General features: G+C 66.4%; 25 protein-coding genes and 1 tRNA gene. 17 read left to right on the forward strand and 9 right to left on the reverse strand.

What is annotated here, in order from left to right:
* The 5 genes from ArtHe_RS17660 (at position 1) to csrA (ending at position 5,209) form a co-directional block, all read left to right on the forward strand.
* Entirely contained in the window at positions 1–759 is a 759-nt protein-coding gene (locus ArtHe_RS17660; protein ID WP_248318162.1) for a flagellar biosynthetic protein FliR, read from the forward strand.
* Entirely contained in the window at positions 760–1,893 is a 1,134-nt protein-coding gene (locus ArtHe_RS17665) for an EscU/YscU/HrcU family type III secretion system export apparatus switch protein (protein WP_248318163.1), read from the forward strand.
* Complete coding sequence (locus ArtHe_RS17670; protein ID WP_066300119.1) at positions 1,890–3,944, forward strand: flagellar biosynthesis protein FlhA; 2,055 nt, start codon at positions 1,890–1,892, stop codon at positions 3,942–3,944. Before ArtHe_RS17665 ends, ArtHe_RS17670 begins: the two co-directional genes overlap by 4 nt.
* A complete protein-coding gene (locus tag ArtHe_RS17675; protein ID WP_248318164.1) occupies positions 3,919–4,899 on the forward strand; it encodes a hypothetical protein in 981 nt (326 codons plus the stop codon). Before ArtHe_RS17670 ends, ArtHe_RS17675 begins: the two co-directional genes overlap by 26 nt.
* Positions 4,900–4,963: 64 nt before the next feature.
* Positions 4,964–5,209 carry a carbon storage regulator CsrA gene (gene csrA, locus ArtHe_RS17680; protein WP_083521648.1) on the forward strand — a complete coding sequence of 82 codons (246 nt, stop codon included), beginning with the start codon at positions 4,964–4,966 and terminating at the stop codon, positions 5,207–5,209.
* Positions 5,210–5,532: 323 nt separating this feature from the next.
* Here csrA and ArtHe_RS17685 read toward each other — a convergent pair whose 3' ends face one another.
* Both ArtHe_RS17685 and ArtHe_RS17690 read right to left on the reverse strand, forming a co-directional pair.
* The gene (locus ArtHe_RS17685; RefSeq protein WP_248318166.1) at positions 5,533–5,880 is read right to left on the reverse strand and encodes a hypothetical protein; all 348 of its coding nucleotides are present in this window, start codon (positions 5,878–5,880) and stop codon (positions 5,533–5,535) included.
* A gap of 233 nt (positions 5,881–6,113) precedes the next feature.
* Positions 6,114–7,571 (reverse strand): aldehyde dehydrogenase family protein, encoded by a 1,458-nt coding sequence (locus ArtHe_RS17690; RefSeq protein ID WP_248318168.1) that lies wholly within the window; start codon positions 7,569–7,571, stop codon positions 6,114–6,116.
* 419 nt (positions 7,572–7,990) lie between these two features.
* Here ArtHe_RS17690 and ArtHe_RS17695 point away from each other — a divergent pair, with 419 nt between their 5' ends.
* A complete protein-coding gene (locus ArtHe_RS17695) occupies positions 7,991–8,914 on the forward strand; it encodes an alpha/beta hydrolase (RefSeq protein ID WP_248318170.1) in 924 nt (307 codons plus the stop codon).
* Positions 8,915–9,202: 288 nt separating this feature from the next.
* Here the strand turns inward: ArtHe_RS17695 and ArtHe_RS17700 are convergent.
* From ArtHe_RS17700 to tmk, 4 genes are all read right to left on the reverse strand, one after another.
* A tRNA-Thr gene (locus ArtHe_RS17700) sits at positions 9,203–9,275 on the reverse strand.
* 166 nt (positions 9,276–9,441) lie between these two features.
* The gene (locus ArtHe_RS17705; protein WP_248318171.1) at positions 9,442–11,013 is read right to left on the reverse strand and encodes an alpha/beta hydrolase; all 1,572 of its coding nucleotides are present in this window, start codon (positions 11,011–11,013) and stop codon (positions 9,442–9,444) included.
* A gap of 50 nt (positions 11,014–11,063) precedes the next feature.
* On the reverse strand, positions 11,064–12,206 hold the full coding sequence (locus tag ArtHe_RS17710; RefSeq protein WP_248318172.1) for a DNA polymerase III subunit delta': 1,143 nt from the start codon (positions 12,204–12,206) through the stop codon (positions 11,064–11,066).
* Complete coding sequence (gene tmk, locus ArtHe_RS17715; protein ID WP_248319842.1) at positions 12,203–12,838, reverse strand: dTMP kinase; 636 nt, start codon at positions 12,836–12,838, stop codon at positions 12,203–12,205. Before tmk ends, ArtHe_RS17710 begins: the two co-directional genes overlap by 4 nt.
* Positions 12,839–12,980: 142 nt before the next feature.
* Between tmk and ArtHe_RS17720 the strand changes: the two genes are divergently transcribed.
* Positions 12,981–14,135, forward strand: coding sequence for a PLP-dependent transferase (locus tag ArtHe_RS17720; RefSeq protein WP_248318173.1), 1,155 nt, complete (start codon positions 12,981–12,983; stop codon positions 14,133–14,135).
* 9 nt (positions 14,136–14,144) lie between these two features.
* A complete protein-coding gene (locus ArtHe_RS17725; RefSeq protein ID WP_066300141.1) occupies positions 14,145–14,468 on the forward strand; it encodes a DUF2516 family protein in 324 nt (107 codons plus the stop codon).
* A 35-nt stretch (positions 14,469–14,503) separates the two neighbouring features.
* On the opposite strand, the gene ArtHe_RS17730 is transcribed toward ArtHe_RS17725, so the two are convergent.
* Entirely contained in the window at positions 14,504–15,271 is a 768-nt protein-coding gene (locus ArtHe_RS17730) for a class I SAM-dependent methyltransferase (protein WP_248318174.1), read from the reverse strand.
* 175 nt (positions 15,272–15,446) lie between these two features.
* Here ArtHe_RS17730 and ArtHe_RS17735 point away from each other — a divergent pair, with 175 nt between their 5' ends.
* A complete protein-coding gene (locus ArtHe_RS17735) occupies positions 15,447–16,202 on the forward strand; it encodes a phosphoglyceromutase (protein ID WP_066300146.1) in 756 nt (251 codons plus the stop codon).
* Between the two features lie 83 nt (positions 16,203–16,285).
* On the opposite strand, the gene phoU is transcribed toward ArtHe_RS17735, so the two are convergent.
* On the reverse strand, positions 16,286–16,948 hold the full coding sequence (gene phoU / locus ArtHe_RS17740; protein WP_066300149.1) for a phosphate signaling complex protein PhoU: 663 nt from the start codon (positions 16,946–16,948) through the stop codon (positions 16,286–16,288).
* A gap of 174 nt (positions 16,949–17,122) precedes the next feature.
* Between phoU and ArtHe_RS17745 the strand changes: the two genes are divergently transcribed.
* Both ArtHe_RS17745 and ArtHe_RS17750 read left to right on the forward strand, forming a co-directional pair.
* Positions 17,123–18,316: an ATP-binding protein gene (locus ArtHe_RS17745; RefSeq protein ID WP_248318175.1), complete on the forward strand. Its 1,194-nt coding sequence runs from the start codon at positions 17,123–17,125 to the stop codon at positions 18,314–18,316.
* Between the two features lie 4 nt (positions 18,317–18,320).
* Positions 18,321–19,001, forward strand: coding sequence for a response regulator transcription factor (locus ArtHe_RS17750; RefSeq protein WP_066300155.1), 681 nt, complete (start codon positions 18,321–18,323; stop codon positions 18,999–19,001).
* Positions 19,002–19,123: 122 nt separating this feature from the next.
* On the opposite strand, the gene ArtHe_RS17755 is transcribed toward ArtHe_RS17750, so the two are convergent.
* On the reverse strand, positions 19,124–19,705 hold the full coding sequence (locus ArtHe_RS17755; RefSeq protein WP_248318176.1) for a hypothetical protein: 582 nt from the start codon (positions 19,703–19,705) through the stop codon (positions 19,124–19,126).
* 241 nt (positions 19,706–19,946) lie between these two features.
* On the opposite strand from ArtHe_RS17755, the gene ArtHe_RS17760 reads away from it, so the two are divergent.
* The 6 genes from ArtHe_RS17760 to glgX all read left to right on the forward strand — a co-directional run bounded on the left by ArtHe_RS17760 (position 19,947) and on the right by glgX (position 26,498).
* Positions 19,947–20,429, forward strand: a complete 483-nt coding sequence (locus ArtHe_RS17760) for a CarD family transcriptional regulator (RefSeq protein ID WP_066300159.1) — start codon at positions 19,947–19,949, stop codon at positions 20,427–20,429.
* 98 nt (positions 20,430–20,527) lie between these two features.
* Positions 20,528–21,292, forward strand: a complete 765-nt coding sequence (gene ispD, locus ArtHe_RS17765) for a 2-C-methyl-D-erythritol 4-phosphate cytidylyltransferase (protein WP_066300161.1) — start codon at positions 20,528–20,530, stop codon at positions 21,290–21,292.
* Between the two features lie 3 nt (positions 21,293–21,295).
* Positions 21,296–21,793, forward strand: a complete 498-nt coding sequence (gene ispF / locus ArtHe_RS17770; protein ID WP_248318177.1) for a 2-C-methyl-D-erythritol 2,4-cyclodiphosphate synthase — start codon at positions 21,296–21,298, stop codon at positions 21,791–21,793.
* Between the two features lie 43 nt (positions 21,794–21,836).
* Positions 21,837–23,279, forward strand: coding sequence for a cysteine--tRNA ligase (gene cysS, locus ArtHe_RS17775; protein ID WP_248318178.1), 1,443 nt, complete (start codon positions 21,837–21,839; stop codon positions 23,277–23,279).
* A 98-nt stretch (positions 23,280–23,377) separates the two neighbouring features.
* Positions 23,378–24,364 (forward strand): 23S rRNA (guanosine(2251)-2'-O)-methyltransferase RlmB, encoded by a 987-nt coding sequence (rlmB, locus tag ArtHe_RS17780; RefSeq protein ID WP_248318179.1) that lies wholly within the window; start codon positions 23,378–23,380, stop codon positions 24,362–24,364.
* A gap of 25 nt (positions 24,365–24,389) precedes the next feature.
* Positions 24,390–26,498, forward strand: a complete 2,109-nt coding sequence (gene glgX / locus ArtHe_RS17785; RefSeq protein ID WP_248318180.1) for a glycogen debranching protein GlgX — start codon at positions 24,390–24,392, stop codon at positions 26,496–26,498.
* The last annotated feature ends 18 nt before the right edge of the window (positions 26,499–26,516 follow it).

A 26,516-nucleotide genomic window follows, 5' to 3' on the forward strand; every position in this document is an offset into this window, starting at 1 on the left:
ATGTCGATCACCATCGACCAGGCATGGCTGGAAGCGGTGATGCTCGCGGGCGTTCGGATGGTTGCCTTTCTGATCATCGCCCCGCCCTTTTCCTACAACGCCTTTCCCGGTCGGGTAAAGGCGATGCTGGCCATCGGCCTGGCACTGGCCGTGGCACCCCAGGTTTCCGAGGGGTACACGAACCTGGGCACCGCCGCCTACATCACCAGCCTGGTCCTGGAATTCGTGGTCGGCGCCGTCCTCGGGTTCCTGGTCCTGATCGTGTTCTCCGCAGTGCAGTCCGCCGGGCAGCTGATCGACCTGTTCGGCGGCTTTTCACTGGCCCAGGGGTTTGACCCGCAGTCCATGGTCAACGGTGCCCAGTTCACCCGGATGTTCCAGATCACGGCACTGGCCCTGCTGTTTGCCTCCGACGGCTACCAGCTCATCATCGCCGGGCTGGCACGCAGCTTTACCGCCCTGCCGCTGGCCGGCGGGATAGACCTCTCCGACCCGGCGCAGGCAATGATCTCCGCGGTCAGCCAGATGTTCGTTGCCTCCGTGCAGATCGCCGGACCGCTGCTGGTGGTGCTGTTCCTGGCTGACGCCGGGCTGGGGCTGCTCACCCGGGTGGCCCCGGCCCTGAACGCCTTTGCCCTCGGGTTCCCGCTCAAGATTTTGCTGACGCTGACGCTGGTATCGGTGGTTTTTGTTGCCCTGCCCCGTGTCGTCTCGGCACTCGTCCAGCAGATTGTGCGCACCCTGGCGGGGGTGGGCTAAATGGCGGACCAGGACTCCGGGGAACGGTCCGAAGCCGCCACCCCCAAACGGATGAAGGAGGTCCGGGAAAAGGGCCAGCTCTCCCGGTCCGATGACCTCACCGCCTGGGTGGGGGTGGGCGCAGCCGCGGCGATGATGCCCCTGACCATCAGCCGCGGCGCGGATAAGGGCGCTGAAACCCTCATGGGTGTGGACGCCATTGCCGCGGCCCCCAGCCCGCTGGCCGCGCAGCAGATGCTGCAGGAAGGACTAGGCTCGCTGTCTTACGTGCTGGGTCCGATGCTCTCCGTGGTGGTTGCGGCAGTGCTGGCCACCGCTGCCCTGCAGGGCGGGATCCACTTCAAGAAGTTCAAGGGCAAGTACGAACAGTTCGACCCGGTGAAGGGCATGAAACGGGTCTTTGGCATGCAGGCCATCTGGAACGGGGTCAAGGCCCTGCTGAAGACGGCCGTGGTTGGACTGGTGCTTTATGCCGTTATCCAGAACCTGATGCCGGTCCTGATGACAGCCGGCGGTATGTCCATCAACGCGCTGCTGGCTGAGGCGGGCGGGGGAGTCGCCACCCTGCTGCAGTTCGCCGTCGCCGCCGGGCTGGCCCTGGCCGCCGCGGACATCATGGTGGTGATGCGCCGGAACCGGAAGAAAACGCGCATGACCAAAAAAGAGGTCAAGGATGAAAACAAGAACACCGACGGCGACCCGCTGATCAAGTCCCAGCGCCGCTCCCGCCAACTGGCGATGAGCCGGAACCGCATGATGGCCGCCGTCGGTGATTCCGACGTCGTGCTGCTGAACCCTACGCACGTGGCGGTGGCCCTGAAATATGAGCCGGGAAAGTCGGCTCCCCGGGTCGTGGCCAAGGGCGCCGGTGTGATCGCCGCGCGTATCCGTAAGGAAGCCGAGGCCAAGGGCGTTCCCATGGTCCGGGACATCCCCCTCGCACGGGCCCTGCACGGGGCCTGCGAACTGGGGCAGGAAATTCCGCTCGAACTCTATAACGCCGTGGCCCGCGTCCTGGCGTTCGTTATGGCCCTGAAGAACCGCGGCGCCGCCGCGGGGGTCCACACCATGGCACCGGAACCCGGCGCCACCGTCCCCGCAACCGTCCCACAACACCGTAAGGCCGCGCCGTGAACCGCAACCTCCTGAAGCTCGCCATTCCCGTGGGCGTGATCGGTATCATCCTGCTGCTGGTGGTCCCCGTGCCAGCTCCGCTGCTGGACGTGCTGATCATCATCAACATCCTGCTGGCGCTGGTGATCCTGCTGACCACCATGTTCGTGAAGAAGCCGCTGGACTTCTCCGTGTTCCCCTCGATGCTGCTGGTCGCCACCCTCTTCCGGCTCGGCCTGAACGTTGCCTCCACCCGGCTGGTGCTCGGCGAGGGCTACGCCGGCCAGGTGATCGAGGCCTTCGGGCACGTCGCCGTCGGCGGATCCCTGATCATCGGAGCGGTGATCTTCCTGATCCTGGTGGTGATCCAGTTCGTGGTGGTCACCAAGGGTGCTGAACGTGTGGCCGAGGTTGGTGCGCGGTTCACCCTGGATGCCATGCCGGGCAAGCAGATGGCGATCGACGCGGATCTCAACGCCGGTCTGATCACCGATATCCAGGCCCGGGAACGGCGGGCCGAGGTCTCGGCTGAAGCCGACTTCTACGGTGCCATGGACGGTGCATCCAAGTTTGTGAAGGGCGATGCGATCGCCGGCCTGATCATCATCATCATCAACATTGTGGGCGGCATTGCCATCGGCATGCTGCAGCGCGGTATGGGTGTTGGCGAGGCCATCGATACGTACACCCTGCTCACCATCGGCGACGGTCTGGTCACGCAGATCCCCGCCCTGCTGATGGCCGTTTCCACCGGCATGATCGTTACCCGCTCCAACGCCGAATCGGACATGGCGTCCACTGCCTCGGCGGAACTGGGACAGTCCCGGATGGCGCTGATGATCGCCGGTGCTGCCGCGATTGTGATGGCCCTGATTCCGGGGATGCCCAAGATCCCGTTCATCGTTATCGGTGCGCTGCTGATCTTCGCCAGCCAGCGGGTCAAAGCCCGGGAGGCGGCCGAAGCCCAGGCTGCGGAGTCCAGTGCCGTCGCGCAGCTCACCGGCGCCCCGGCCTCGGACACCACGGAGGACCTGATCGAGCAGATGCGGGTCCACGCCCTGGAAGTGATGCTCTCACCGGACCTGGTGGACATTGTCACCGGCGGTTCAGACGATCTCCTGGCCCGGGTCCGGGCGCTGCGCCGGAAGATTGCCCTGGAACTCGGGGTCGTTGTTCCGCCGGTCCGTACGCGGGACAGTGTGGACCTGCCCGCGTCCACCTACGTGATCCGCATTGCCGGTGTGGAAGCCGGCCGCGGGGAAGCGCCCGCGGGCAAGGTCCTGGCTCTCGGGGATTTCCTGGACGGGCTTCCCGGGATGGCGACGGTGGAACCCGTCTTCGGACTGGCCGGCAAATGGGTGCCCGCAGAGATGCGGCATGCGGCGGAAATGGCCGGAGCCACCGTGATTGACCGGGTTTCGGTGCTGGTCACGCATCTTTCGGCGATCATCACGGCCAACGCGGCCCGGCTGCTCACCCGGGAGGACGTCCGGGTCCTGACCGAAGGCGTTAAGCAGGTCAACCCGTCCGCTGTGGATGAACTGGTGCCGAACGTGCTCTCCCTGGCCGAGGTGCAGCGCGTGCTCCAGGGTCTCCTGGCAGAGCAGATTCCGATCAATGACCTGCCGCGCATCTACGAGTCCCTGCTGCTTAAGGCCAAGGTTTCCCCCGATCCGGAAGGACTGATCGAGGCTGCGAGGCAGGCCCTCGGGCCGGCGCTGGCCGCCCAGTATGTCACCGGCAGTGTGCTGCGCGTTATTATGATCGATCCTGCGCTGGAGCAGTCCATGCTGGAATCGCTCCGGCCCTCGGACCAGGGCACCCAGATCCTCCTGGACCCCGCCAGGATCGAGAACATTATCTCGTCACTTAAGACTACTGTTGCCACTGTGGAGAACTCAGGTCACACCGCTGTCCTGGTGTGCGCTCCGGCGCTCCGGCCCGCAATCCGACGGCTCGTGTCAGCCCAGGCCAACGGCCTGCCCGTGCTCTCCTACCAGGAAGCCACGGCAGCGAACGTGTCCATTGAAACTGTAGGAGTAATCCGTGGAACTGAGACGATTTCAGCTTGAGGGTCCGTCCCTTGACGCGCTGAAGGCGAAAGTCCTCGCGGAGCACGGTCCGCGGGCCCGCATCATCGCCGCCGAAAAAGTGAGCGTGGGTGGTATCGGAGGGTTCCTGGCCCGTCACCACTACGAGGTCACGGTGGAAATGCCGGCGCGCGGACGCCGGGCGGCTCCCGTGGAGGCCGACCTGCCCAGCCGGGCCGGGATCGGCGCGCTGCTGGCGATGGCCGAGGAGGCCGAAAGCAGCCAGCGGCCCGGGGCCCGGGCACTGCCCGATGTGTCCACGGGCAGCAACGCGTTTGCCGAGCTGATGGAGGACCTCTCGCAGAACACGGGGGCTCCCGCCAGATCCCCGGAACCGCTGCAGGCGCGGGACTCCGCGCGCACGCCTGTCCCGTTCGCTTTCCCGCAGCTGGCGCCTGCCGGCCCGGACGGGGGAGCGCCCGCGCGGGCAGGACGGATGGAGGTGCCTGTGCCGCTGGCCGGCGCAGGAGACCTCGTGATCGTTGTGGGGCTGGGGCAGGACGCCATGCTGGTGTGTGAATCGATGGCTGCCGCCGCCGGGTTCAGCGCACAGGCGCTGCGGGCCGCCGGCGGAGTCGACGGCGGCGGTGTGGGCCGCGCGGGTGACCGGCGGGCGGTTGCGACCGCCCGGGCCGCCGGCGTCCTGGCCGGGCACCCGGTCTTCCTGGCCTACGGGATCGGCAGGGGCACCAGTGAACTTGCGCGGCATACCACGCTGATCGCTGCCCTGGCCCCGGATCAGTTGTGGGTCGCCGTGGACGCAGGGCGCAAGCCCGAGGACACCTCGGCCTGGGTCGGGGCCGTGCGCAGTGCCGCCGTCGTCCATGCTGCCGCCGTCGAGGGGCTGGAGGGCACCGCGACGCCGCAGACAGTCAACAGCCTGGGTGTTCCCGTCGGCTGGCTCGACGGCGCCGAAGCACCCTCCGCGGTGCTGTGATAAATCCGGGATTGGGGCCCGCCTGGGCGGCCGGTGTTGCGGGTGCTTGCGATAGAGTGACTAAATGCTCGTGTTAACGCGGAAATCAGGAGAACAGATCCTGATTGGGGATGACATTGTCATTACCGTGCTCGATTCACGCGGTGACGGTGTCCGCATCGGCATTGATGCCCCGCGCGGAGTAAGAATCCAGCGCAACGAAGTCGTGCGCGCCGTGGAAGAAGCCAATGTGGCAGCCACCGCCGACGTCCCCGACGCGGAAGAGCGGATCAAGGCACTGCTCAGTGTGCGCCGGCCGGACGCCGAATAGCATCCGGCGGAGTTCCAGGCTGGCCAGGAACTGAATTCGCTGCAGCATCCTATTTTCCTGCGGAATCATAATTTCCGGCAGCCATTCCCTGCAGTCGTATCCGTGCAGCTATTTCAGTGCTGTTATGCCTGCGCCGGTCCGACGCTGCCAAAACCCCGGCCGTTAAAGCCAAACCCCGGCATCCATTGGGGTGGATACCGGGGTGGCGAGCCACGTGCGTTCCGCGGACGGGCGGTCAGCACTGCACATGCAACTGTGCGGCTCGTCTTTGCAGTATTTTTCCTTGGGGGATACTGCGGTTTCTTTCTTGGGGAAAGACTTGGTTAGCTGCCCGAGCGGACCTTGCTGCCGAAGAGGCGCAGGGTGCGGCGTGCAGGAGCTGTGGTCTTGCCGCGGGAACCGGCAACGTGCCGAACAACCTGGCCCTTGTCGGTCCGGGTGCCGTAGTAGTCCTGCAGGAGCCGGCGCTCGTGGGTGGAGCAGCGGACTCCGGGGTAACGGTAGCCGCGGATGACCCAGTAGCCGGTCCGGTCGGTGGCACGCTTGTCATTGGCCCATTCGGGGACGAGGCGGCGGCGGCATTCGGCGCACAGGGCTGCAACATGGTTGTCCCGCTGGGTGTCCGTGTAGCGCTTGACCAGAACTTCGGTGTCTGCGTTCCAGCTGTTCATGTTTCCCCCAATGTCGTCTCGATCCGTGTGGACTTCTTCGGACCTTTTTGCCTGATGGGTAGGACGATACAGAGCGTTGCCTAGGCAAACGCTCAAGTTCGACCCGCGGTTAACGCAATGTTTCCGCAAGAATTTCTTGTGGAATTCTTGAGCTTAAACCGGGGTGTTCTTCCAGCGAAAAAGCGGCGGCTGCCCTGCCGGGCGGCCGCCGCTTTTCCACTGCTGCGGGAAGGCTAGAACGGGTAGGAAGCGATTTCCGGCCGCATGGTGAGCCACTGGATTTCCGTGAAGGATTCCATGTTCGCCGCGGCACCGCCGACGCGGCCGCCGTTGCCGGAATCCTTGACACCGCCGAAGGGGGCGTTGGATTCGTCGTTCACTGTCTGTTCGTTGATGTGGACCTTGCCTGATTCGACGCGGTCGGCGATTGCCATCGCCATTCCGACGTCGCCGAGGATGGACAGGGAGAGTCCATAGTCGCTGGCGTTGGCCAGTTCCACAGCCTCGTCGATGCTGGAGAACTTCATGACCGGTGCCACGGGACCGAAGATCTCCTGGGTCCAGGCCGGGTTGTCCGGGGTGACATCGGCGAGCACGGTGGGCCGGTAGAAGAGTGCTTCGCTGGTTCCGCCGGCGGTGAGGCGCGCTCCGGCAGCGACGGCGTCCTGCACAATGCCGTTGATCTTCTTGAGCTGGTTTTCGTCGATGATGGGGCCCAGTGCGGCCTGGCCGCCGGCCGGGTCTCCCACCGGAAGGTGCTCGGCCTTCTCGGTGAGGGCGGCTACATATTCGTCGTAGATATCCTCGTGGACAATATGGCGTCCCGTGGTCATGCAGATCTGTCCCTGATGCATAAAGGAACCGAAAGCTGCCGCCGACGCGGCCTTCGCCAGGTCCGCTCCGGGCAGCACGATCATGGCATTGTTGCCGCCAAGCTCCAGATGGGCGCGCTTGAGCAGGCGGCCGGCGGTCTCGCCGATCTTGCGCCCGGCACCGGTGGACCCGGTGAAGGCGATGACCCTGACCTCGGGGGCCTCAACAACCGCGGCACCGATCTCAGCTCCGCCGGGGAGCAGCGCCAGCAGGCCGGCGGGCAGGCCGGCCTCCTCGAAGACGCGCATCAGGGCGACACCGCCGCAGACAGCCGTGCGGGGGTCCGGCTTCAACAGCACGGCGTTCCCCAGGGCAAGGGCCGGAGCGACTGCCCGGATGGAAAGGATCAGCGGAAAGTTAAACGGCGCGATGACAGAGACGACGCCGGCAGGCCGGCGCCGTGACAGCGACCAGCGGTTGGAGTTGCTGGTCAGCACTTCACCTGCCGGCAGGGCGGGGAGGGCGGAAGCGTCGTAGCATTCGTTGGCGGCACTGTGCGTTTCAAGAGCGGCTTTCGCCGGAATGCTGCCCGCTTCGCGGGTGATCCAGGTGCCGATTTCCTCGGCGTGCTCTTCCCAAAGCAGTCCTGCCCGGCGCAGTACGGCTGCGCGTTCCTCGGGCTTGCGGGCAGCCCATTCCTTCTGGGCTTCCGCCGCAGTGCGGGCTGCGGACAGGACGTCTTCCACGGAGGCCACACCGTAGCTTCCCAGCTTGTTCCCGGTGGCCGGTTCCAGCGCGTCTGAGGTACCCGCACCGCCTTCGCGCCAGCCGTTTACGTAAATCTTGCCTGTCCAGATGGACGGGTCGAGCAAAGCCATGGTCATCCTCGCTGTTGGTGTTACCTAGGCCATTGATTATCCCACCCTGCCAGTGTCCGGGCACACACGGGGGTGCGGCAGGGGCACCAATGTGGTGGACCGCGCTGGGTCTTCCGGGGGACATCGGACTACCTGATTGTTGAATAAAATTACGGGTTTTTGAGCCGAAACTACCTGGTTACGGCTGGCGCTGGGCTCTTCGGACAGCATGTTTCCCAAGGTGGTGGCGTGAGAACACCCATCTGCCCGCCGTACCGGAGCGTTGACAAATCTGCTTTCCGAGGGTTGGCTGTCCCCAGCCGAGGGCGGGCCTGAAGTCCGCAGAAGGCCCGTAAGCGGGCCTGCCACCACACCGTTGCCCCGGACTACCGCACGGAACCAACCAGGAAATATGCCCGATACGTGAAGAGAGCAGCCCCATGATCCACCGCTCTGCCAGCCATGTCTTGGAGGTCCCCGGAGCCCGCATCGCCTACGACGTCGCGGAGGTCCGGAAGAGCGTGGAACCGCCGCTGCTGCTGTTCGGCTCACCAATGGATGCAAGCGGTTTCACCGCGCTGGCCGCCCGGTTTACCGACCGCACCACCGTCACCTATGACCCGCGGGGCACGGGACGGAGCGAATCCTCCGATGGAGAGTACTCACCGGAGCTGCACGCCCAGGATCTCCAGGCGCTGGCCGCGGAGCTCGGCAGTACACAGGTCGATATGTTCGCCAGCAGCGGGGGAGCAGTCAATGCGCTGGCCTTCGCCGCAAAGGCGGGGGATCTGGTTCGGATCCTCGTGGTGCACGAACCCCCGCTGGCCCGGATCCTCCCGGACCGGGAAGCGGCCGTCGCCGGCATTGACGCGATACTGCAGACCTATCAGGACCACGGCCGGGGCGCGGCCATGGCACGGTTCATGGCATATGCGGGCTGGCAAGGGGAGTTTCCGGCAGGCACCGGGCTGCCCGAGTCCGCTCTAACGGAAACCGGCGGCGGCCCTGACGCGGCAGCCGGCGGCGGCACTGGCCCGGAAACCGACGACGGCACTGGCCCGGAAACCGACGACGGCACCAGAGACGATCCACTGTTCGGCCGGAACCTGCGGACCTGCACGCTTTTTCAGCCGGACTTCGACGGGCTCCGGGACGGTCCGGCGAGCATTGTCGTGGGAATGGGGGAGGCCTCCGCCGGAACGATGGCGGCGCGCGCCGCTGCCGTCACCGCTGACCGGCTGGGGACGCTGCCGGTGACTTTCCCGGGCGGGCACGGAGGTTTCCTGGGGCCGGAATTCGGGCCGGGAGCCGGCGACCCTGAAGCGTTTGCCGGGGTGCTGCGCCAGGTGCTGGACGGCTGGTAGTTCTTCGATCCGGCCCGGCGGCGTCTGAGGGCGGCGCCCAGCTGGCGGAAGATCCCGATGAGGCCAAACACCACGGGCATAACGGCGATGATCCCCGCCACCGGATCGCTGAGCATCAGCAGGATGCTTACCCCGAAAAAGATGTGCAGGCAGTACCCGGCTGCCCGTACGGATTCGGGGCGCCTCCGGACGGCGGTGGTGAGGGTGGTGATGATTGCTCCCAAATGTTGCCGGGCTCCTGCTGCAGCGAAGCCCCCGGAACCATGGGCTCCGGGGGCTTCGATAGGGAGCCTCCTGCCAGAATCGAACTGGCGACCTTCTCATTACGAGTGAGACGCTCTACCAACTGAGCTAAGGAGGCGGGCTTCCTCTGCACCGGGCTACCGGCCAGAATCCACAAGGAATAACTTTATACGCCGGGAGACCCCGGGTCAAAAGCACCGCTGGGAAGCACATGCGCCCCAGCGGCACCGGGCCCGTTTCAGAGGCAGATCCACGAATGGATTCCCGGAATCCACGAACGGAACCTAGGAACAGACCAAACCGTCCTCCGGCACTGTCCCATCGATGAAGTAATTGTCCACGGCATCGGCGATGCACTGGTTTCCGCGGCCGTACGCGGTGTGGCCCTCAGCCTCCCAGGTGAGGAGAACAGCCGAGTCCAGCTGGTCTGCCAGTGCCTGCGACCACTCGTAAGGGGTGGCGGGGTCTCCGGTGGTGCCGATGACCAGCAGCGGGGCAGCGCCCTCAGCGGTAATCCGGTGCGGTTCGTTGACCGGGGCGTGCGGCCATGCCTCGCAGGTCAGGCCGCCGTAGGCGAGGAACCGGCCCAGCGTCGGAGAGGCTTCTTCGAGTTCCGCGGCATCAATGGCCATTTCCCCGCGGTCGGTTTCCATCGGGTAGTCGAGGCAGTTCACAGCGCTGAACACTTCGGAGGAGTTGGAGGCGTAGGTGCCGTCCTCGCTCCGCTCCGCGCCGAGGTCCGCGAGCATCAGCATGGTCGTGGGGTCGCCGCGGAGTGCAGAGCTGAGGGCCTGGGTCAGCGCCGGCCAGTTGGCGTCGTTGTACAGGGGGAGGATGAACCCGCTGACGAATGTCGAGGCGTTGACCAGCCTGCCGTCCGCCGCGGTCAGGGGGCTCGCTTCAACGGAGCTGATGAGATCGCGGATGGTCTGCACGCCGTCGTCGACGCTGCCGTCCAGCGGACAGTTGGTGGAGGACTGGCAGTCTTCGACGTAGGACCGGATGGCCGTTTCGAAGGCGCGGGCCTGGCCCAGGGTGATCTCTTCATTGCTGGCGGAGGGATCGATTCCGCCGTCCAGCACCATCCGGCCAACGTTCTCCGGGAACAGCTCTGCGTAGGTCGCGCCCAGGAATGTGCCGTAGGAGAAGCCCAGATAGTTCAGTTTCGGATCATTGGCGACGGCGCGGAGGATGTCCATGTCCCGTGCGGCGCTTTCGGTGTCCACGAAGCCCAGGAGGTCTCCGGATTCCTTGGCGCACTGTTCGGCGTAGGTCCGGGCGCTTTCCCGGGCTTCCTCGAAACCGGCATCCGTGGACGGATCGATCGTTTCGGCCCGTGCTTCATCGAGTTCTTCATCGCTCAGGCAGTCCACCGGGGTGGAACGGCCCACGCCGCGCGGATCGAAGCCCAGCACGTTGAAGCTGCCGCGCAGCCGGTCGGTGGTGACCCCTTCCAGGGATTCCAGCACCGTGTCATAACCCGAGCCGCCGGGTCCGCCCGGGTTCAGCAGGATGGTCCCTTCCGGTGTGCCGCCGGATTCGGCCAGGATCACTTCGAGCCCGATGCTGCTGCCGCCGGGATCGGAGTAGTCCATGGGCACCTCAACGCTGGCGCAGAGGAAGTCCTCTTCGCAGGGTTCCCACACCACTTCCTGCGTGTAGTACGCCTCAAGTTCCGCAGGGACATCGCCAATGACCTCCGGTGCCGCGGACTGTGTGCCTTCCTCCGGACCGTGCGAATCGTCCGGTGTGCAGGCAACCAGCGAGGCAAGTACGACGGCGGCGGAACCGGCGGCTGCCGCGGCGCGGCGCAGGGTGCGGACGTAAGTCCGGGGGCGGCGTCGTACTGGGGGCATTGGGGCGGCTCCTGAGTCCATAGGGGGTCTGGCGCTGTGGCGGGGGTGAGTCACAAAAGGCTGACTGCCATCGCTTCGATGGCGAGCAGCGGGGCGACGTTGGTGGTGACCAAGCGGCGCCGGACGGCGTTGATTTCCTCCATGCGCGCCAGGGTCGCTTCGGCCGTGCCGCGCGCGGCGAAGGCCTCAAGCTCGGGGCGGAGCGCCTCATTGACCAGATCTGTCCCGGAATCCAGCTGAAGCACCAGGGCATCGCGGTAGAAAGACAGCAGATCCGTCAGCGCCCGGTCGAAGTAGTCGTTCTTGGACCGCTTGGCCCGGCGCAGCTGGTCATCTTCCAGCCGTTTGACCTGGCTGCGCATGGACGGCGGCAGGGTTCCGGTCTCCGGTGCGCCGAGCGACGCCAGCAGGGCAGCCTTCTCCTCGGCGTTCCGCTGTTCAAAGGAGCTGGTGGCTTCCGCCTCGGCCAGGGCCACCAGGTCCGCCGCCACCTTCATCGCACCCGAAACGCTGCGCAGGGACAGGGGAAGGCGCACGATTTTCTCCCGCCGGGCCCTGGCACCTTCGTCGGTGGCAAGCCGCTTCGCCACACCAACGTGGCTCTGGGCAGCCCTGGCCGCTTCCTCGGCGACCGTGGGGTCGATTCCGTCGCGGCGGACCAGGAGTTCAGCGACGTCGGCCGCCGGAGGAAGCCGCAGGCCCACGGGACGGCACCGGGACCGGATGGTCACCAGCACATCGCCCGGGCTGGGCGCACATAACAGCCAGATGGTCCGCGGCGGCGGTTCCTCGATGGCTTTGAGGAGCACGTTGGTGCTGCGTTCCTGCATCCGGTCAGCGTCTTCGACGATCAGCACCCGCCAGCGTCCGGTGGAGGGCTTGTCCTGCGCCTTCTTCACCAGTTCCCGGGCCTCGTCAATGCTGATGGTGACCTTCTCCGTGGTGACGGAGGAGACATCGGCGTGGGAACCGGCCAGTGCGGTGCGGCAGGCGCGGCACTGCCCGCAGCCGCGTGCGGTGGGGTCCTCAGCTTCACACAGCAGGGCGGCGGCAAATGCCCTGGCAGCATTCGACCGGCCGGATCCGGGCGGGCCGGTGAACAGCCAGGCATGGGTAGGGCGTTCTTCCGCAGCCGCGCGGCGCAGCTGCTCGACTACCGGCGCCTGCCCCTGGAGGTCGTCCCAGACGCTCACGGCAGCAGCCCGCCGATCCGGGCCAGGATTTTTTCGGCCAGCACGGGCACCGGGAGCCCGGCATCGAGCACCAGGTAACGGTCGGGGGATTCCCCCGCCAGCGTCAAAAAAGCGTTCCGGATGCTGCCGTGGAATTCGTCGGGTTCGGATTCCAGCCGGTCCTCGGCGTCAGCGGAGGCCGTTCGGCGGCTCCTGCCCGCGCCAGGATCAACATCCAGCAACACGGTGAGGTCGGGGACCAGTCCCTCCGTGGCCCATTCATTGATCCCCCTGACGGAGTCCTGGCCCAGCGCGCGTCCGGCGCCCTGGTAGGCAACGGAGGAATCGATATAGCGGTCGCAGACGACGACGTCGCCGCGTTCCAGCGCCGGCCGGATCACCTGCTGGACGTGGGCCGCGCGGGACGCCGCAAAGATCAGGGCTTCCGTGCGGGGATCAATCTCCCCGTGGCCGTGTTCCAGGACAAGCCCCCGCAGCTTCTCGCCCACCGGAGTTCCGCCGGGCTCGCGGGTACGGACAACCCGACGGCCGGCCTGCTCCAGGGCTTCCGTGAGCAGCGAAGCCTGTGTCGACTTGCCGGCGCCGTCGCCGCCTTCGAAGGCAATAAAGAGGCCGGCGGAAGGTTTCGAAATACTCACCCGCATAGCCTACCCAGTCAGGCTGGGAACGCCGTGCCGGCAGCTGGAACCGGGGCGGCGGCAGGCCGGGCGAAACATGACGGAGCATAGCGAAACGTTCGGCGGTGCGGCGCAGGGCAGGTCTAGGCTGAAACCCATGAGCACAGCCACCGAGCCGAAACGCCATGCGGCGAACCTGTCAGCTGAAACCCTCGTGGTGTCCGCCGGGCGCCCGGAACGCACCGCGGACGCGGCGGTCAACCCGCCGATCGTCCTCACCTCCACGTTCTACGGGACCGGTGAAACCCGGGACGGAGACCGCGTTTACGGCAGGTACGCCAACCCCACCTGGGAGCCGTTCGAGGAGGCGCTGGGCACCCTCGAGAACGCCGGTCTGCCCGCCCTGGTCTACTCCTCCGGACTGGCCGCGGTGATCGCCGCGCTGTCCCTGATCCCCACTGGCGGAACCCTCGTGATGCCGCGGCACAGCTACCAGGGTTCCCTCCTGCTGGCCGCCGAAGACGCGCAGAACGGCCGGATCAGTGTCCGGACAGTGGACATCGCCAACACCGCCGAGGTGATCGAAGCGCTCGACGGAGCTGCCATGCTGTGGCTGGAAAGCCCCACCAACCCCATGCTGGAAGTCGCCGACATCCAGGCAGTGAGCGCTGCGGCCCACGCTGCCGGAGCCATCGTGGTTGCGGACAACACCTTCTCCACGCCGCTGGTGACCCGGCCGCTGGACCTGGGCGCCGACGTCGTCGTCCACTCCGTGACCAAATACCTGTCCGGCCATTCCGACGTCGTCCTGGGTGCGGCGGTTACCTCCGATCCCGGGCTGCGTGCCCGCCTGCTGACCTACCGATCGCTGCACGGGGCAGTGGGCGGCCCGTTCGAGGTGTGGCTGGCCCTGCGCGGCCTGCGCACGCTGGCCCTGCGGGTGGAACGGTCGATGGCCACGGCGCTGGAACTGGCAGTACGGCTGCAGCAGCATCCCGCCGTGGAAAACGTCCGCTACCCGGGACTCCCCGGCGACCCGGGGCACGCCAGGGCAGCCGCGCAGATGAACGGCTTCGGGTCGATCCTCTGCATTGAAGTCGCCGGCGGGGCAGCGGCGGCGGACGACGTGACCGAGAAGGTGGACCTCTGGCTGCCGGCCACCTCACTGGGCGGCGTGGAATCGCTGATCGAGCGGCGGCGCCGGCAGCCTGCCGAACCGGTATCCGTCCCGGAGAACCTGCTGCGGCTGTCGGTGGGAATCGAAAACATCGAGGACCTCTGGAACGACCTTGAGCAGGCCCTGACGCGGTAGGCTGGCTCAGTGATCTTAGTCTTCGAGCTGCAGAACCTGCTTTACCTGGCCCTGGGTCTCGTGGCCCTGGGAATCGAGCTGTGGGCCTTCGCGGACTGCGCGCGGCGCAAGCCCGCGGATTTCGAGCGCGCCTACAAGCGGACCAAGGGGTTCTGGATGGGCCTCACCGGCGGTGCCGCCGCGGTGGGCCTGCTCTCCGTCCTGCTGTTCGGCCCGCTGGCCCTGCTGCTCTTTGAACTGGCAGCCGTGGTCGCCGCGTCGGTCTACCTGGCCGATGTCCGCCCGGCACTGAACGAGTCCAAGGGACGCGGCGGAGCCTACGGTTCCTGGTAGCCGTCCGGAACCTCAGGACCTGGACGGCACTGCCGCTAGGACCCTGACGGCGCGACGGCGTTCCAGGCGACCGTGATTTCCCCCAGCCGCCACCGGGCCGGGCCGGTCAGCAGCGGCCAGCCCTGGCTGCGCAGGGCCCGGCACATGGAGATCCAGCGCTGCCGGGTGCCGTAGGAAGCCATCGGTGCGGCGTCCAGCCAGGCCTTGTCCATGGCCTGCAGGAAGGCATGCACCCGTTCCCCGGGCACATTGCGGTGGATCAGGGCCTTGGGCAGGCGCTCGGCCACGTCGGAGGGCCGCTCAAACGCACCGAACCGCAGCGAGATGCTCAGCGAGACCGGACCCGCGGGGTCCAGGACCACCCAGGTGGAACGCCGGCCAATTTCGTCACACGTGCCGTCAACGAAGATCCCGCCGTCCGCGAGACGGCTGCGGACCATGTCCCAGTGGGCGCCATATTCATCTTCGCTGTACTGGCGCAGCACATTGAAGGCCCGCACCATCACCGGACGCCGTCCGTCGACGGGCAGCTCGAATCCGCCCTGGCGGAAGCTCAGGCCGGAGCGTTCAAGCGGCTTGGCCGCCAGCACCCGGCCCGGGTCGATCTCGATGCCGACCACGTTCACGTCCCGCCGTACACTGCCCATCCGGCTGTGCAGTTCCACCGCCGTCGTCGGGGCGGCCCCATAGCCAAGGTCGATGACCAGCGGATCGGCCGCCCGGCGCAGGCGCCACGCTTCCGGACCGGCCAGCCAGCGGTCCACCCGGCGCAGCCGGTTGGGGTTCGTAGTGCCCCGGGTCATATTTCCAACGGGTTTGAGGGGAAAATTCACCAAACAATGTTACTGGCCCGCGGGGTGTGCTCCGAACCGCCGGGAGCGGGTACCGCCGGGGCCGGAGCAGCCGCCGCACGCCTTGTACCGCCATGGTTACGCCGCCGCCCTGCCTGCCGCCAGCCCTCTCCGATACGATGATTTTATGACCTACAAAGTGATCCTTCTGCGCCACGGCCAGAGTGAATGGAATGAAAAGAACCTCTTCACCGGCTGGGTGGATGTGGACCTCACGGACCTGGGCCGGGCCGAAGCGCTCCGCGGCGGGGAGCTGCTGGTGGAGAACGGTATTCTGCCGGATGTCCTCTACACCTCCAGGCTGCAGCGGGCCATCAACACGGCCAACATTGCACTGGGTGCTGCGGACCGCATCTGGATTGACGTCAAGCGCAGCTGGCGCCTGAACGAGCGGCACTACGGAGCCCTCCAGGGCAAGGACAAGGCACAGACCCTGGCCGAGTACGGCGAGGAGCAGTTCATGCTCTGGCGCCGTTCCTACGACACCCCGCCGCCGCCCCTGCCGGATGACAGCGACTTCTCCCAGGCGCACGACCCGCGCTACGCGGACCTCAGCGCCGATGAGCTGCCGCGGACCGAGTGCCTCAAGGACGTCCTGGAACGCTTCCTGCCCTACTGGGAAACGGAGATCACGCAGGACATCAAGGCCGGCAAGACGGTTCTGATCGCCGCGCACGGCAACTCGCTCCGTGCCCTGGTCAAGCACCTCGACGGGATTTCCGACGCCGACATCGCCGCCGTGAACATTCCCACCGGCATCCCGCTGGTGTACGAACTGGACGAGAACCTGGTCCCGGTCAAGGCCGGCGGCACCTACCTGGATCCGGAGGCCGCAGCGGCGTCCATCCAGGCCGTGGCAAACCAGGGCAAGCAGAAGAAGTAACTTACGCAAAAAGGCGACCCTCCCGTCGCGGGAGGGTCGCCTTTTTGGCGGCTGTGCCGGCCTTCCGGCCGGAGTCAGCTGATTTAGAGCGGGCTCTCAGAAATCGGCTGCCATTCGCCGGTCACGAGGTAATTGACCTTGCGGGTCACAGACACGCCGTGATCGGCGAACCGCTCGAAGTAGCGGCTGGCCAGCGTCAGGTCCACGGTGGTGACGGGGGAGTTGTTCCACTCCGGGGAGGCCACGGCCTTGAACACGCTCACGTGCAGCTCATTGATCCGGGTGTTGTGTGCGTAGATGTCCTTGCTGAGCTCCAGGTTGCGGGTCTCCAGCAGCTCGGTCAGGAGTTCAGAGATGGCAATGTCCAGGCGCGCCATCTCCTTGAACGTCTCGACCATGGAATCGGGAGCCACATTAGCCGGGTAGCGCAGGCGGGCGAGCTGTGCGATGTGCCGGGCCAGGTCGCCCATCCGCTCAAGTGAGGCGCTCATCCGCAGGGACCCGACAATCATCCGCAGGTCGCTGGCAACCGGGCCCTGAAGGGCCAGGATGTCGATAGCCCGCTCGTCAAGATCGTTCTGCAGGAAATCAATGCGGGCATCGGCGGCGATCACGTCCTGGGCGAGCTCGGTGTCTGCGGTCTCGAACGCCAGAGTGGCCTTCTTCATCGCCTCGGTGACGAGCTGGGAAATCTGGGTCAGCTCCTCTCCGATCTGGTGAAGCTCGGCCTGGAAAACCTTGCGCACTGATGCGTCCTTTCGATGAACATTTATACAGCCGGCATCCAGCCGGTACGGCTCCGTTTATGCTGCCAGTACCCGGTGAACGAACGGCCCCCTTGAAGTGAACGTTAGTTTAACGCTTGGGTGAATGCCACCGGAGCGCAGTTCGGCACCGTTCCGTCCGCCTAAGCTAGGACTGTGAATCCTGTACTGCTGGGACTGCTGTCCGGCATCCTTGGCTTGGCCGTCGGCGTCTTCGGTGTTGTCGCCTATATGTCCAGCCAGCGGCACCGCCGCGACCTGGCCGAAGTGGATGAGCCTGCGCTCTCCGAAGGGGCCGCTGAGATCCTTGGCGTCCTCGGCCGGGCGTACATCGTCGTGGACGGTATTGACGGTGTGGTCCGGGCCAGCCCCGGTGCCTACGCCTTCGGGCTGGTCCGCGGGCACACCCTCATGCAGGAAGAGGTGCTCGCACTCACCGCCCGGGTCCGCCGGGACGGGGTGATCGAGGACAAAAACGTTGAACTGCACCGGGGCCTGCTCGGCCAGGGCAGCCTGATACTCCAGCTGCGGATCGCGCCGATCGCCGAGGAATACATCCTGATCCTTGCCGACGACCGCACCGAAGCCACCCGCACCGAGGAGATGCGCAACGATTTCGTCGCCAACGTTTCGCATGAACTGAAGACGCCGGTCGGTGCCATTTCGCTGCTGGCCGAGGCAATCGACGGCGCGGCGGCGGATGAGGAAGCAGTCCGGCGCTTCGCCAAGCGGATGAACAAGGAAGCCGTCCGGCTTGCGGCGCTGGTGCAGGACATCATCGAACTGTCCCGGCTGCAGGGTGCAGACATGGCCGACCATGCCGAGCCGGTGGACATCAACGAACTTGTTTCCCATGCAGTGGAAGCCAACCGCCTTCCGGCGGAGAACCGGAACATCACCCTGGTGGTGGGGGGAACGGCCGAGAACCCTGTCTACGCTGACGGGCCCATGCTCACCACGGCGTTCCGCAACCTGATCGATAACGCGATCCGCTATTCCCCCGAGGGCAGCCAGGTGGGCGTCGGGATCCGGTCCCGTGACGGCCTGGCCCAAATCACAGTCACTGACCGGGGTCCGGGTATTCCGGCCGAGGACCAGGAACGGGTCTTCGAACGGTTCTACCGCCTGGACTCGGCACGGTCCAGAAATACGGGCGGCAACGGCCTGGGACTGAGCATTGTGAAGCACGTTGTCTCCAACCACGGCGGAGAAATCAGCCTCTGGTCCCAGCCGGGCCAAGGCTCCACCTTCACCGTGCGGCTTCCGGAGATGGACACCGCCGATCCAGAAGAACAGGCGGAACTGCCGCCACGAACCACCGGCGCGCCTGCGCCGGCCAACAAGGAGTAAGTGCTTGAGCAGGATCCTGATTGTCGAGGACGAAGAGTCCTTTAGCGACCCGCTGTCCTACCTGCTCGAACGTGAGGGGTTCGACGTCGCCGTCGTGGACAACGGCATAGACGCCGTTGTGGAATTTGACCGCTCCGGAGCTGACCTGGTGCTGCTGGACCTGATGCTTCCCGGCCTGTCCGGAACGGAGGTCTGCCGGCAGCTGCGCCAGCGTTCGGACGTCCCCATCATCATGCTGACCGCCCGGGACGCCGAAATCGACAAGGTGGTTGGCTTGGAACTTGGGGCCGATGACTACGTGACGAAGCCGTACTCGTCCCGCGAGCTCCTGGCCCGGGTCCGGGCCGTCCTGCGGCGCCGGAGCGACGCCGGGGACTTCAACGCCGCGACGGTGCAGGCTGGTCCGGTCCGCATGGATGTCGAACGGCATGTGGTGAGTGTGGACGGCCAGGCCGTGTCCATGCCGCTGAAGGAGTTTGAACTTCTGGAAATGCTGCTGCGGAACTCCGGCCGGGTCATGACCCGCGGCCAGCTGATCGAACGGGTCTGGGGCGCCGACTACGTGGGGGACACCAAGACCCTTGACGTGCACGTCAAACGCCTGCGGGCGAAGCTCGAACCCGATCCCTCAGCGCCCCGGCACCTGGTGACCGTCCGCGGGCTCGGTTACAAGTTCGAGGCCTGAGGCGGCCCGCCTGCGGCTGGCCTCAGCAGGCTGGCTGCCGGTGCAGGAGCGATCGTTAATCAAGGCAGGCCCCGTCCTCGGACGGAGCCTGCCTTTGTACTGGTTCTTTGTTTGCGGCCCGGTTACGGAGCAGCGGTGCCGGTGGGGGTGCCGGTTGCCTCGCCTGCAGCGGGCGCCGTGGCCTCACCGGAAGCATCACCGGTTGCTTCGCTGGTGGGGGTGGCCTCCGGCGTGGGCAGGTAGTCCTGGTAGTACGGGACCTGGCCATCGACCACGGGAATGTTCAGTGTTGCCGTCTCGGAACCGGCCGTGGCTTCGGCCCGGATATCGGTGCCGGGAACCACGTTGACGGTCTGGACGAGGACCTCGGACTGGGGAGCGTCGTCGTAGACAACCTTGCCGCCGGCCGGGATGTTCCAGGTGAGCTGTGATCCGCCAATCGACAGTTCAAGGTTGATGGGGTCCGGGGACGCGTTGGCCACGGTGCCCAGCAGTCGGCCGGGCTCGCCGTCGCCGTCGCTGATCACGAGGATGTTCCGCAGTTCCAGATCGCCGATGTTCTGGACGATGCCGTCGGACGGGGAGTACTCCAGGGTGGTTGCCTGATCGTTCACGGCACTGCAGCCGGTGGCGCCCAGCAGCGACAGCGCGATAACACCGGCGGCGGCAGCGGTCCGCGTCCGGTTCTTGGGTGTGAATCTCACAGCACAAACTCCTGAAGTGTGGCGGTCGGGGGACCGGGGGAACGTTTGCTCCATAGCCTATCGGCATTCCCCATAAAACATGGATTTCGAGACGTCGGGGGCCCGCGGGAACTACTCAGATCGGCACCTGTGCGAGGCCGAATACTACTCAGTTTTCAGGCCCGTGCCGCTGACCTGCACAAACTCTTCTCGGCGTGTCGCTTGCATGCTAAACTGAGGTTCGGGAAAGGGGAAAGTCCACATGGTTTTTGAGGTTGGCGAAACAGTTGTTTACCCTCACCACGGTGCCGCGAAGATCGAAGAGATCAAGATGCGGACCATCAAGGGCGAAGAGAAGATGTATCTCAAGCTCAAGGTGGCACAGGGTGATCTGACCATTGAAGTACCGGCTGAAAACGTTGACCTCGTTGGGGTGCGCGACGTCGTGGGCAAGGAAGGTCTCGAGCACGTATTCGATGTCCTCCGCGCTGAACTGACTGAAGAGCCCACAAACTGGTCCCGCCGATACAAGGCAAATCTGGAGAAACTCGCCTCGGGCGACGTCGTCAAGGTGGCCGAGGTCGTCCGCGACCTGTGGCGCCGCGACCACGACCGCGGCCTTTCCGCAGGCGAGAAGCGCATGCTTGCAAAGGCCCGCCAGATTCTTATTTCGGAGCTTGCCCTGGCCGAAAAGACTGACGAAGACCAGGCGGCCGCTGTACTGGACGAAGTCCTGGCCAGCTAGGCACCCGGTTGATGATTGCCGCTCCCATTGGGGGCGGCAATCGCCGTTTAACGGCCGCGCCGGCGCTGGGCGGCACCGCGGGCCACTAGGCTTGGGATGTGTCTGAATCCATTCCCGGCCCGTACCGCGTGGGCGTCATCCTGGTCGCCGGCGGCTCCGGCCAGCGCCTTGGCTACGGTATGCCGAAGGCGCAGGTTCCCCTCGCAGGCGAGATGCTCCTGGCGCACGCCCTGCGCGGGGTGGACGCCTCCGGCGTTGCGTCCCACATCAGCGTCGCGGTTCCGGCAGCCGATGCGGCCCTTCGGGCCCTGTGCACCGCCATCCGGCTGGGTTGTCCCGTCACCGTCGTTGACGGCGGTGCCACCCGTTCCGATTCTGTCCGCGCGGCGCTGAACGCGCTCCCGGAGGATCTTCACGCCGTCCTGGTCCACGATGCAGCCCGGGCTCTGGCCCCGGCGCAGGTGTTCCACCGGGTGGCCTCAGCCCTGGCAGCCGGAGCGGAGGCCGTGATTCCAGCGGTGCCCGTGGTTGACACGGTCAAATCGGTGGAGGCCACGGATGGCGATGAAGCGGCGCTGGCGCCCTTCCGTGTCACCGGAACTCCGGACCGTTCCTCGCTGCGGGCCGTCCAGACGCCGCAGGGGTTCGACGCCGGGCTGCTGCGCCGGGCGCATGCTGCGGCAGCGGAGTTTGACGAGCAGCGGGCAGCGGCGATCACCGACGACGCGATGCTGGCCGAGAGCCTCGGAGCCACGGTGCACGTGGTGGAAGGTTCCGAAATGTCCCTGAAAATCACCACTCCGCTGGACCTGCTGCTCGCTGAAGCCGTGCTGTCCAACGGCACCAGCATGCAGGAGGACTAACCCATGGGATCCGCTTCCCTTCCCCGCACCGGCATCGGGACCGATGTCCATGCCTTCGCCCCCACTGATGCGCCCCGGCCCCTTTGGGTGGCCGGCCTGCACTGGGAGAATGAGCGCGGCCTGGCCGGGCATTCGGACGGGGATGTTGTGGCGCACGCGGCTGCGGACGCCCTGTTCTCCGCGGCGGGCATTGGGGATCTCGGCACCCATTTCGGCACCGCCCGGCCCGAGTATGCCGGAGCGGCGGGAACTGTCCTCCTGGCCGAAGCGGCACGGCTGGTGCGTGCTGCGGGATTCCGGATCGGGAACATTTCAGTCCAGCTGATCGGCAACCGCCCAAAGTTCAGTCCCCGGCGTGCCGAAGCCGAGGCTGTCCTCAGCGAGGCCGCGGGAGCACCGGTCAGTGTATCGGCCACCACCACCGACGGGCTTGGCTTCACCGGACGGGGCGAGGGCCTCGCCGCGGTCGCCACGGCCGTCGTCGCCGCGGACCAGGCGTAACGAAGCTGCCGGGGCGGGGAGCGGCAGGCGGTAGCCTAGAGCAGTGAGCCTGAGATTCTATGACACAGCAACCGCGCAGGTCCGGGACTTCGAACCTCTGATTCCGGGACAGGTCAGCCTGTACTACTGCGGTGCCACCGTGCAGGGCCTGCCGCATGTGGGGCACATCCGCTCCGCGATTGCCTTCGACCAGCTCACCCGCTGGCTCCAGGCCCGCGGCTTCCGCGTCACCACAGTCCGCAACGTCACCGACATCGATGACAAAATCCTTGCCAAGGCCGAGGCATCCGCCGGCGCCGAGCCGGCTCCCGGAGTCATTCCGGACGAACCGTGGTGGGCCCTGGCCTACCGCTACGAGCAGGAATTCTCCCGCGCCTACGACACCCTGGGCGTGCAGCGGCCCACTTACGAGCCCCGGGCCACCGGCCATATTCCGGAAATGCACACGCTCATCCAGCGGCTCATCGAGGCCGGCCACGCCTATCCCGCCCCGGATGGCTCCGGCGACGTCTACTTCGATGTCCGCTCCTGGCCCGAATACGGCTCGCTGACCCGGCAGAACATCGACGACATGCAGGCAGCGCCCGACGCCGATCCCCGGGGTAAGCGCGATCCGCGGGACTTCGCCCTGTGGAAGGGCCACAAGGACACCGACCCCGAAACAGCTGCCTGGGACAGTCCCTGGGGCCGCGGCCGGCCTGGCTGGCACCTGGAATGCTCCGCAATGGTCACCAAATACCTCGGCCCGCGCTTCGACATCCACGGCGGCGGACTGGACCTGCGGTTCCCGCACCACGAAAACGAAATGGCGCAGTCCCGCGCCGCCGGAGACGGCTTCGCCAACTTCTGGATGCACAACGGCATGGTCACCTTCGAGGGCGAGAAGATGTCCAAGTCGATCGGGAACACCATCAGCCCTGAGCAGATGCTCGCTGAGGCCTCGCCGCGGGTCGTCCGGTATTACCTGGGCCAGGCCCACTACCGGTCCGTGCTGGACTACCGGCCCACCTCGCTGCAGGAAGCAGCTGCCGCCGTGGAACGGATCGATGGTTTCATCGCCAAGGCCGCTGCCAAACTGGGCGAGGGTGTGCAGGGAACTCCGGCGGATCTGCCGGAAGCTTTCGGCGCAGCCATGGACGATGACCTGAATGTTCCGCAGGCCCTGGCCGTGCTGCACGAAACGGTGCGCACCGGCAATACGGCCCTGGCGGCGTCGGACCTCGAAACCGTGGGTACTGCCCTGGCCCAGGTCCGCGCGATGACGGAGGTCCTCGGTCTGGACGCGGTGCAGGCAGGGCCGCGGGCATCCGGCCCTGAGCACCAGGCGCTGGACAGCCTGATCCAGGATCGGCTGCGGGAACGCAGCGAGGCCCGCAGTGCCAGGGACTGGGCCCGGGCGGATGCCATCCGAGACGCGCTGGCAGCAGCCGGAGTGGTGGTTGAGGACACGCCCGACGGCGCGTTTTGGTCCCTGGACGCGGGCTAGACGGCCTGTTCCAGCTGCGCACGTTGGGCATGGAACGCGGCTGGGGGGCGGGCTGCGTAAACTAGAAGTAGTGCTTTCTTCTACTTAAGGTGTAACCCATGGCCAATAACGGACGACCCGGCGCAATGCGCAAAGCTAAAAAGGGCCCCAGCCAGGGCACCGGAGGCCTAGGACGCAAGGCTCTTGAAGGTAAGGGCCCCACGCCCAAGGCCGAGGACCGCCCCTACCACAAGGCCTACAAGAACAAGCAGCTTTCAGAGCGCTCTGCCGCCAAGCACGGCGGGCAGCGCGCGGGAGGCCGGAGCGCTCCGGCCCGGGGCAAGGTTGCAGAAGAAGTGGTCACCGGGCGCAACTCCGTCGTGGAGGCGCTGCGCGCCGGCATTCCGGCCAAGGCCCTGCACGTGGCAGTGCGGATCGATATGGATGACCGGGTGCGGGAATCCCTTAAGATGGCCACCGAGCGCGGGCTGCCGGTTATGGAGACACACAAGCCGGAACTGGACCGCATGACCAACGAGGCCGTGCACCAGGGGCTGGTCCTGCAGATCCCGCCGTACGAATACGCCGATCCGATGGACCTTGCCGAGGAAACCCTCGCAGCCTGGAAGAAGGGGCACATCAAAAACGCCCCGCTGTTCGTAGCCTTGGACGGCATCACCGATCCGCGTAACCTCGGTGCGATCATCCGTTCCGCATCCGCGTTCAGCGCCCACGGTGTGGTCGTTCCGGAGCGGCGTTCCGTAGGAGTCACTGCCGCGGCCTGGAAGACCAGCGCCGGTGCGGCTGTCCGCGTGCCGGTGGCACGCGCCAGCAACCTGAACAACACGCTGAAGACTTTCAAGAAGATGGGTATCTTCGTTCTGGGTCTCGACGGCGACGGCGACGTTTCCCTGCCGGATCTGGCGCTTGCCAAGGAACCGGTCTGCATCGTCGTCGGATCGGAAGGCAAGGGGCTTTCCCGGCTGGTCCGCGAAAACTGCGACCAGATTGTCTCCATCCCCATCGACTCCGCCATGGAATCCCTGAACGCCTCCATGGCGGTGGGGATTACCCTCTACGAAGTTTCACGGCAGCGTTCCGCCTAAGCCGAACGGAACGCCGGGAGGCACCATGGCACACCTCGTCACGCCGGGCAGACTGACTCCGTCTGAGCGGATCTCCCGGGCATTCCCGCTGGGAGTGCACGACAGTGTTGCCGGCGTCCCGGACGTGCCGGGAGCCGTCAACGTTTCGGTATACGCCCCCGGCCTGGACGCGGTGGATATCTGGTTCGAACGGACGCCGGGCCGGTGGACTGCTGCCCTCCTGGAGCGCCGGTCAGCCGGCATCCACCATGGCCGGGTGGAGGGTTTCGCGCCTGGAATCCGCTACGGGTTCCGGCAGCACGGGGCTCCACCGCCAGCCGAGCCGGGTACGTTCCAGCTGCTGCTGGACCCGTACGGCCGGGGGATAGACACGGTCTACGGTGACACCGGCCTGCCGCTGTACTTCTCCGTCGCCACGGAGTCCGGCTTCGACTGGGGGAGCGACCAGCATCCGCATGTGCCGTGGCGGGACACAGTCGTTTATGAAGCACACGTCCGCGGACTGACCATGCTTCACCCCGACCTCCCGGAGGAGCTGCGCGGAACCTACGCCGGCATGGGACATCCGGCGGTCATCCGTTACCTCCTGGAGCTCGGCATCAGCGCGGTCGAGCTGCTTCCGGTGCACTTCCACATCGATGAGCCGCACCTGCAGGACCTGGGGCTGAGCAATTACTGGGGCTACAACACCCTCGGGTTCTTCAGCCCGCATGCCGGGTACGCCACCGCAGCAGCGCAGGCAGCCGGCCCGCAGGCCGTGCAGGACGAAGTCAAGGCCATGGTGAGGGCCCTGCACCGGGCAGGCATCGAGGTGATCCTCGACGTCGTGTATAACCACACGGCGGAAGGCGCGCAGGACGAACCGGCCCTCTGCTGGCGCGGGCTGGGGGACCAGGTGTACTACCGGCACACCGCGGACGGCCGTTACCTGGATACCACCGGGTGCGGAAATACCCTGGACTTCAGCGAACCGCGGGTGATCCAGCTGGCGCTGGACTCCCTGCGCTACTGGGTCAGCGAGTTCCACGTGGACGGTTTCCGGTTCGATCTGGCTCCAACGCTGGCCCGCGACGCCGAGAACCGTTACGACCGCAGGCACCCGCTGCTGGTCGCCCTGGCCGTCGATCCCATAATGCAGGGCATCAAGCTGATCGCCGAGCCATGGGACCTGGGGCCCGACGGCTGGCAGACCGGGAACTTCCCGCCAGGCTGGGCCGACTGGAATGACCATTTCCGGGATACCGTCCGGGACTTCTGGCTGGTGGACCAGGCCGCCCTGGCCGCCGGAGAACCGGCCGGATCCCTCGCCCGGCTCGGCGGCGCCCTGGCCGGTTCCGCGGAACTGTTCGCCCGCTCCGACCGCACACCGCTGTCTTCCGTCAACCTGGTGACGGCCCACGACGGGTTCACCATGGCGGACCTGACCGCCTACAACCACAAGCACAACGAAGCCAACGGCGAAGACAACCGGGATGGCTCCAACCACAACCGCAGCTGGAACCACGGTATGGAAGGGCCCTCCGAAGATCCCGCGATTCTGGTGCGGCGGGCCCAGACGGCGCGGAACCTGATGGCAACCCTGCTGTTCTCCGTCGGGGTCCCCATGATCACGGCCGGCGACGAAGCAGGCCGGAGCCAGCACGGGAACAACAACTCCTACTGCCAGGACAACCGGATCAGCTGGCTGTCCTGGGAGCTTGACGACGACGCCCGGCGCATGCTGGAAACCACGCGGAGGCTGCTGCGCATCCGCCGCGAGTTCCTGGCCCTGCAGCCTTATGCTTTCCCCTCGGACTCCCGCGACGCGTTCCTGCTGTGGTTCAGCGCCACGGGGGAGCCCATGACAGCAGCCGACTGGCACGATCCCGGCTGCCGGGTGCTGCAGCTGCTGCTCGGCTCGGCAAAGGGCGAACGCGCCGGCTTGGTGGTAATCAACGGCCAGACCGAGCCGGTGGACGTGGTCCTGCCGGGACGGGACACCCTGCACGCCACCGGCGTCGACACCGACGATGGCCGGCTGTACGAACTCCTGGCTGCCACGGCCGACCCGGACGGCCGCCGCAACGGCGCGCGGCTGGCCGGCGGCGAGACGGACCGCGTGGCGGCGGACTCGATCAGCGTTTACCGCGCCTAGCCAGTCAGCCTAACCAGC

This window comes from Arthrobacter sp. Helios, from assembly GCF_023167125.1.
Taxonomy (GTDB): Bacteria; Actinomycetota; Actinomycetes; order Actinomycetales; family Micrococcaceae; genus Arthrobacter_B; species Arthrobacter_B luteolus.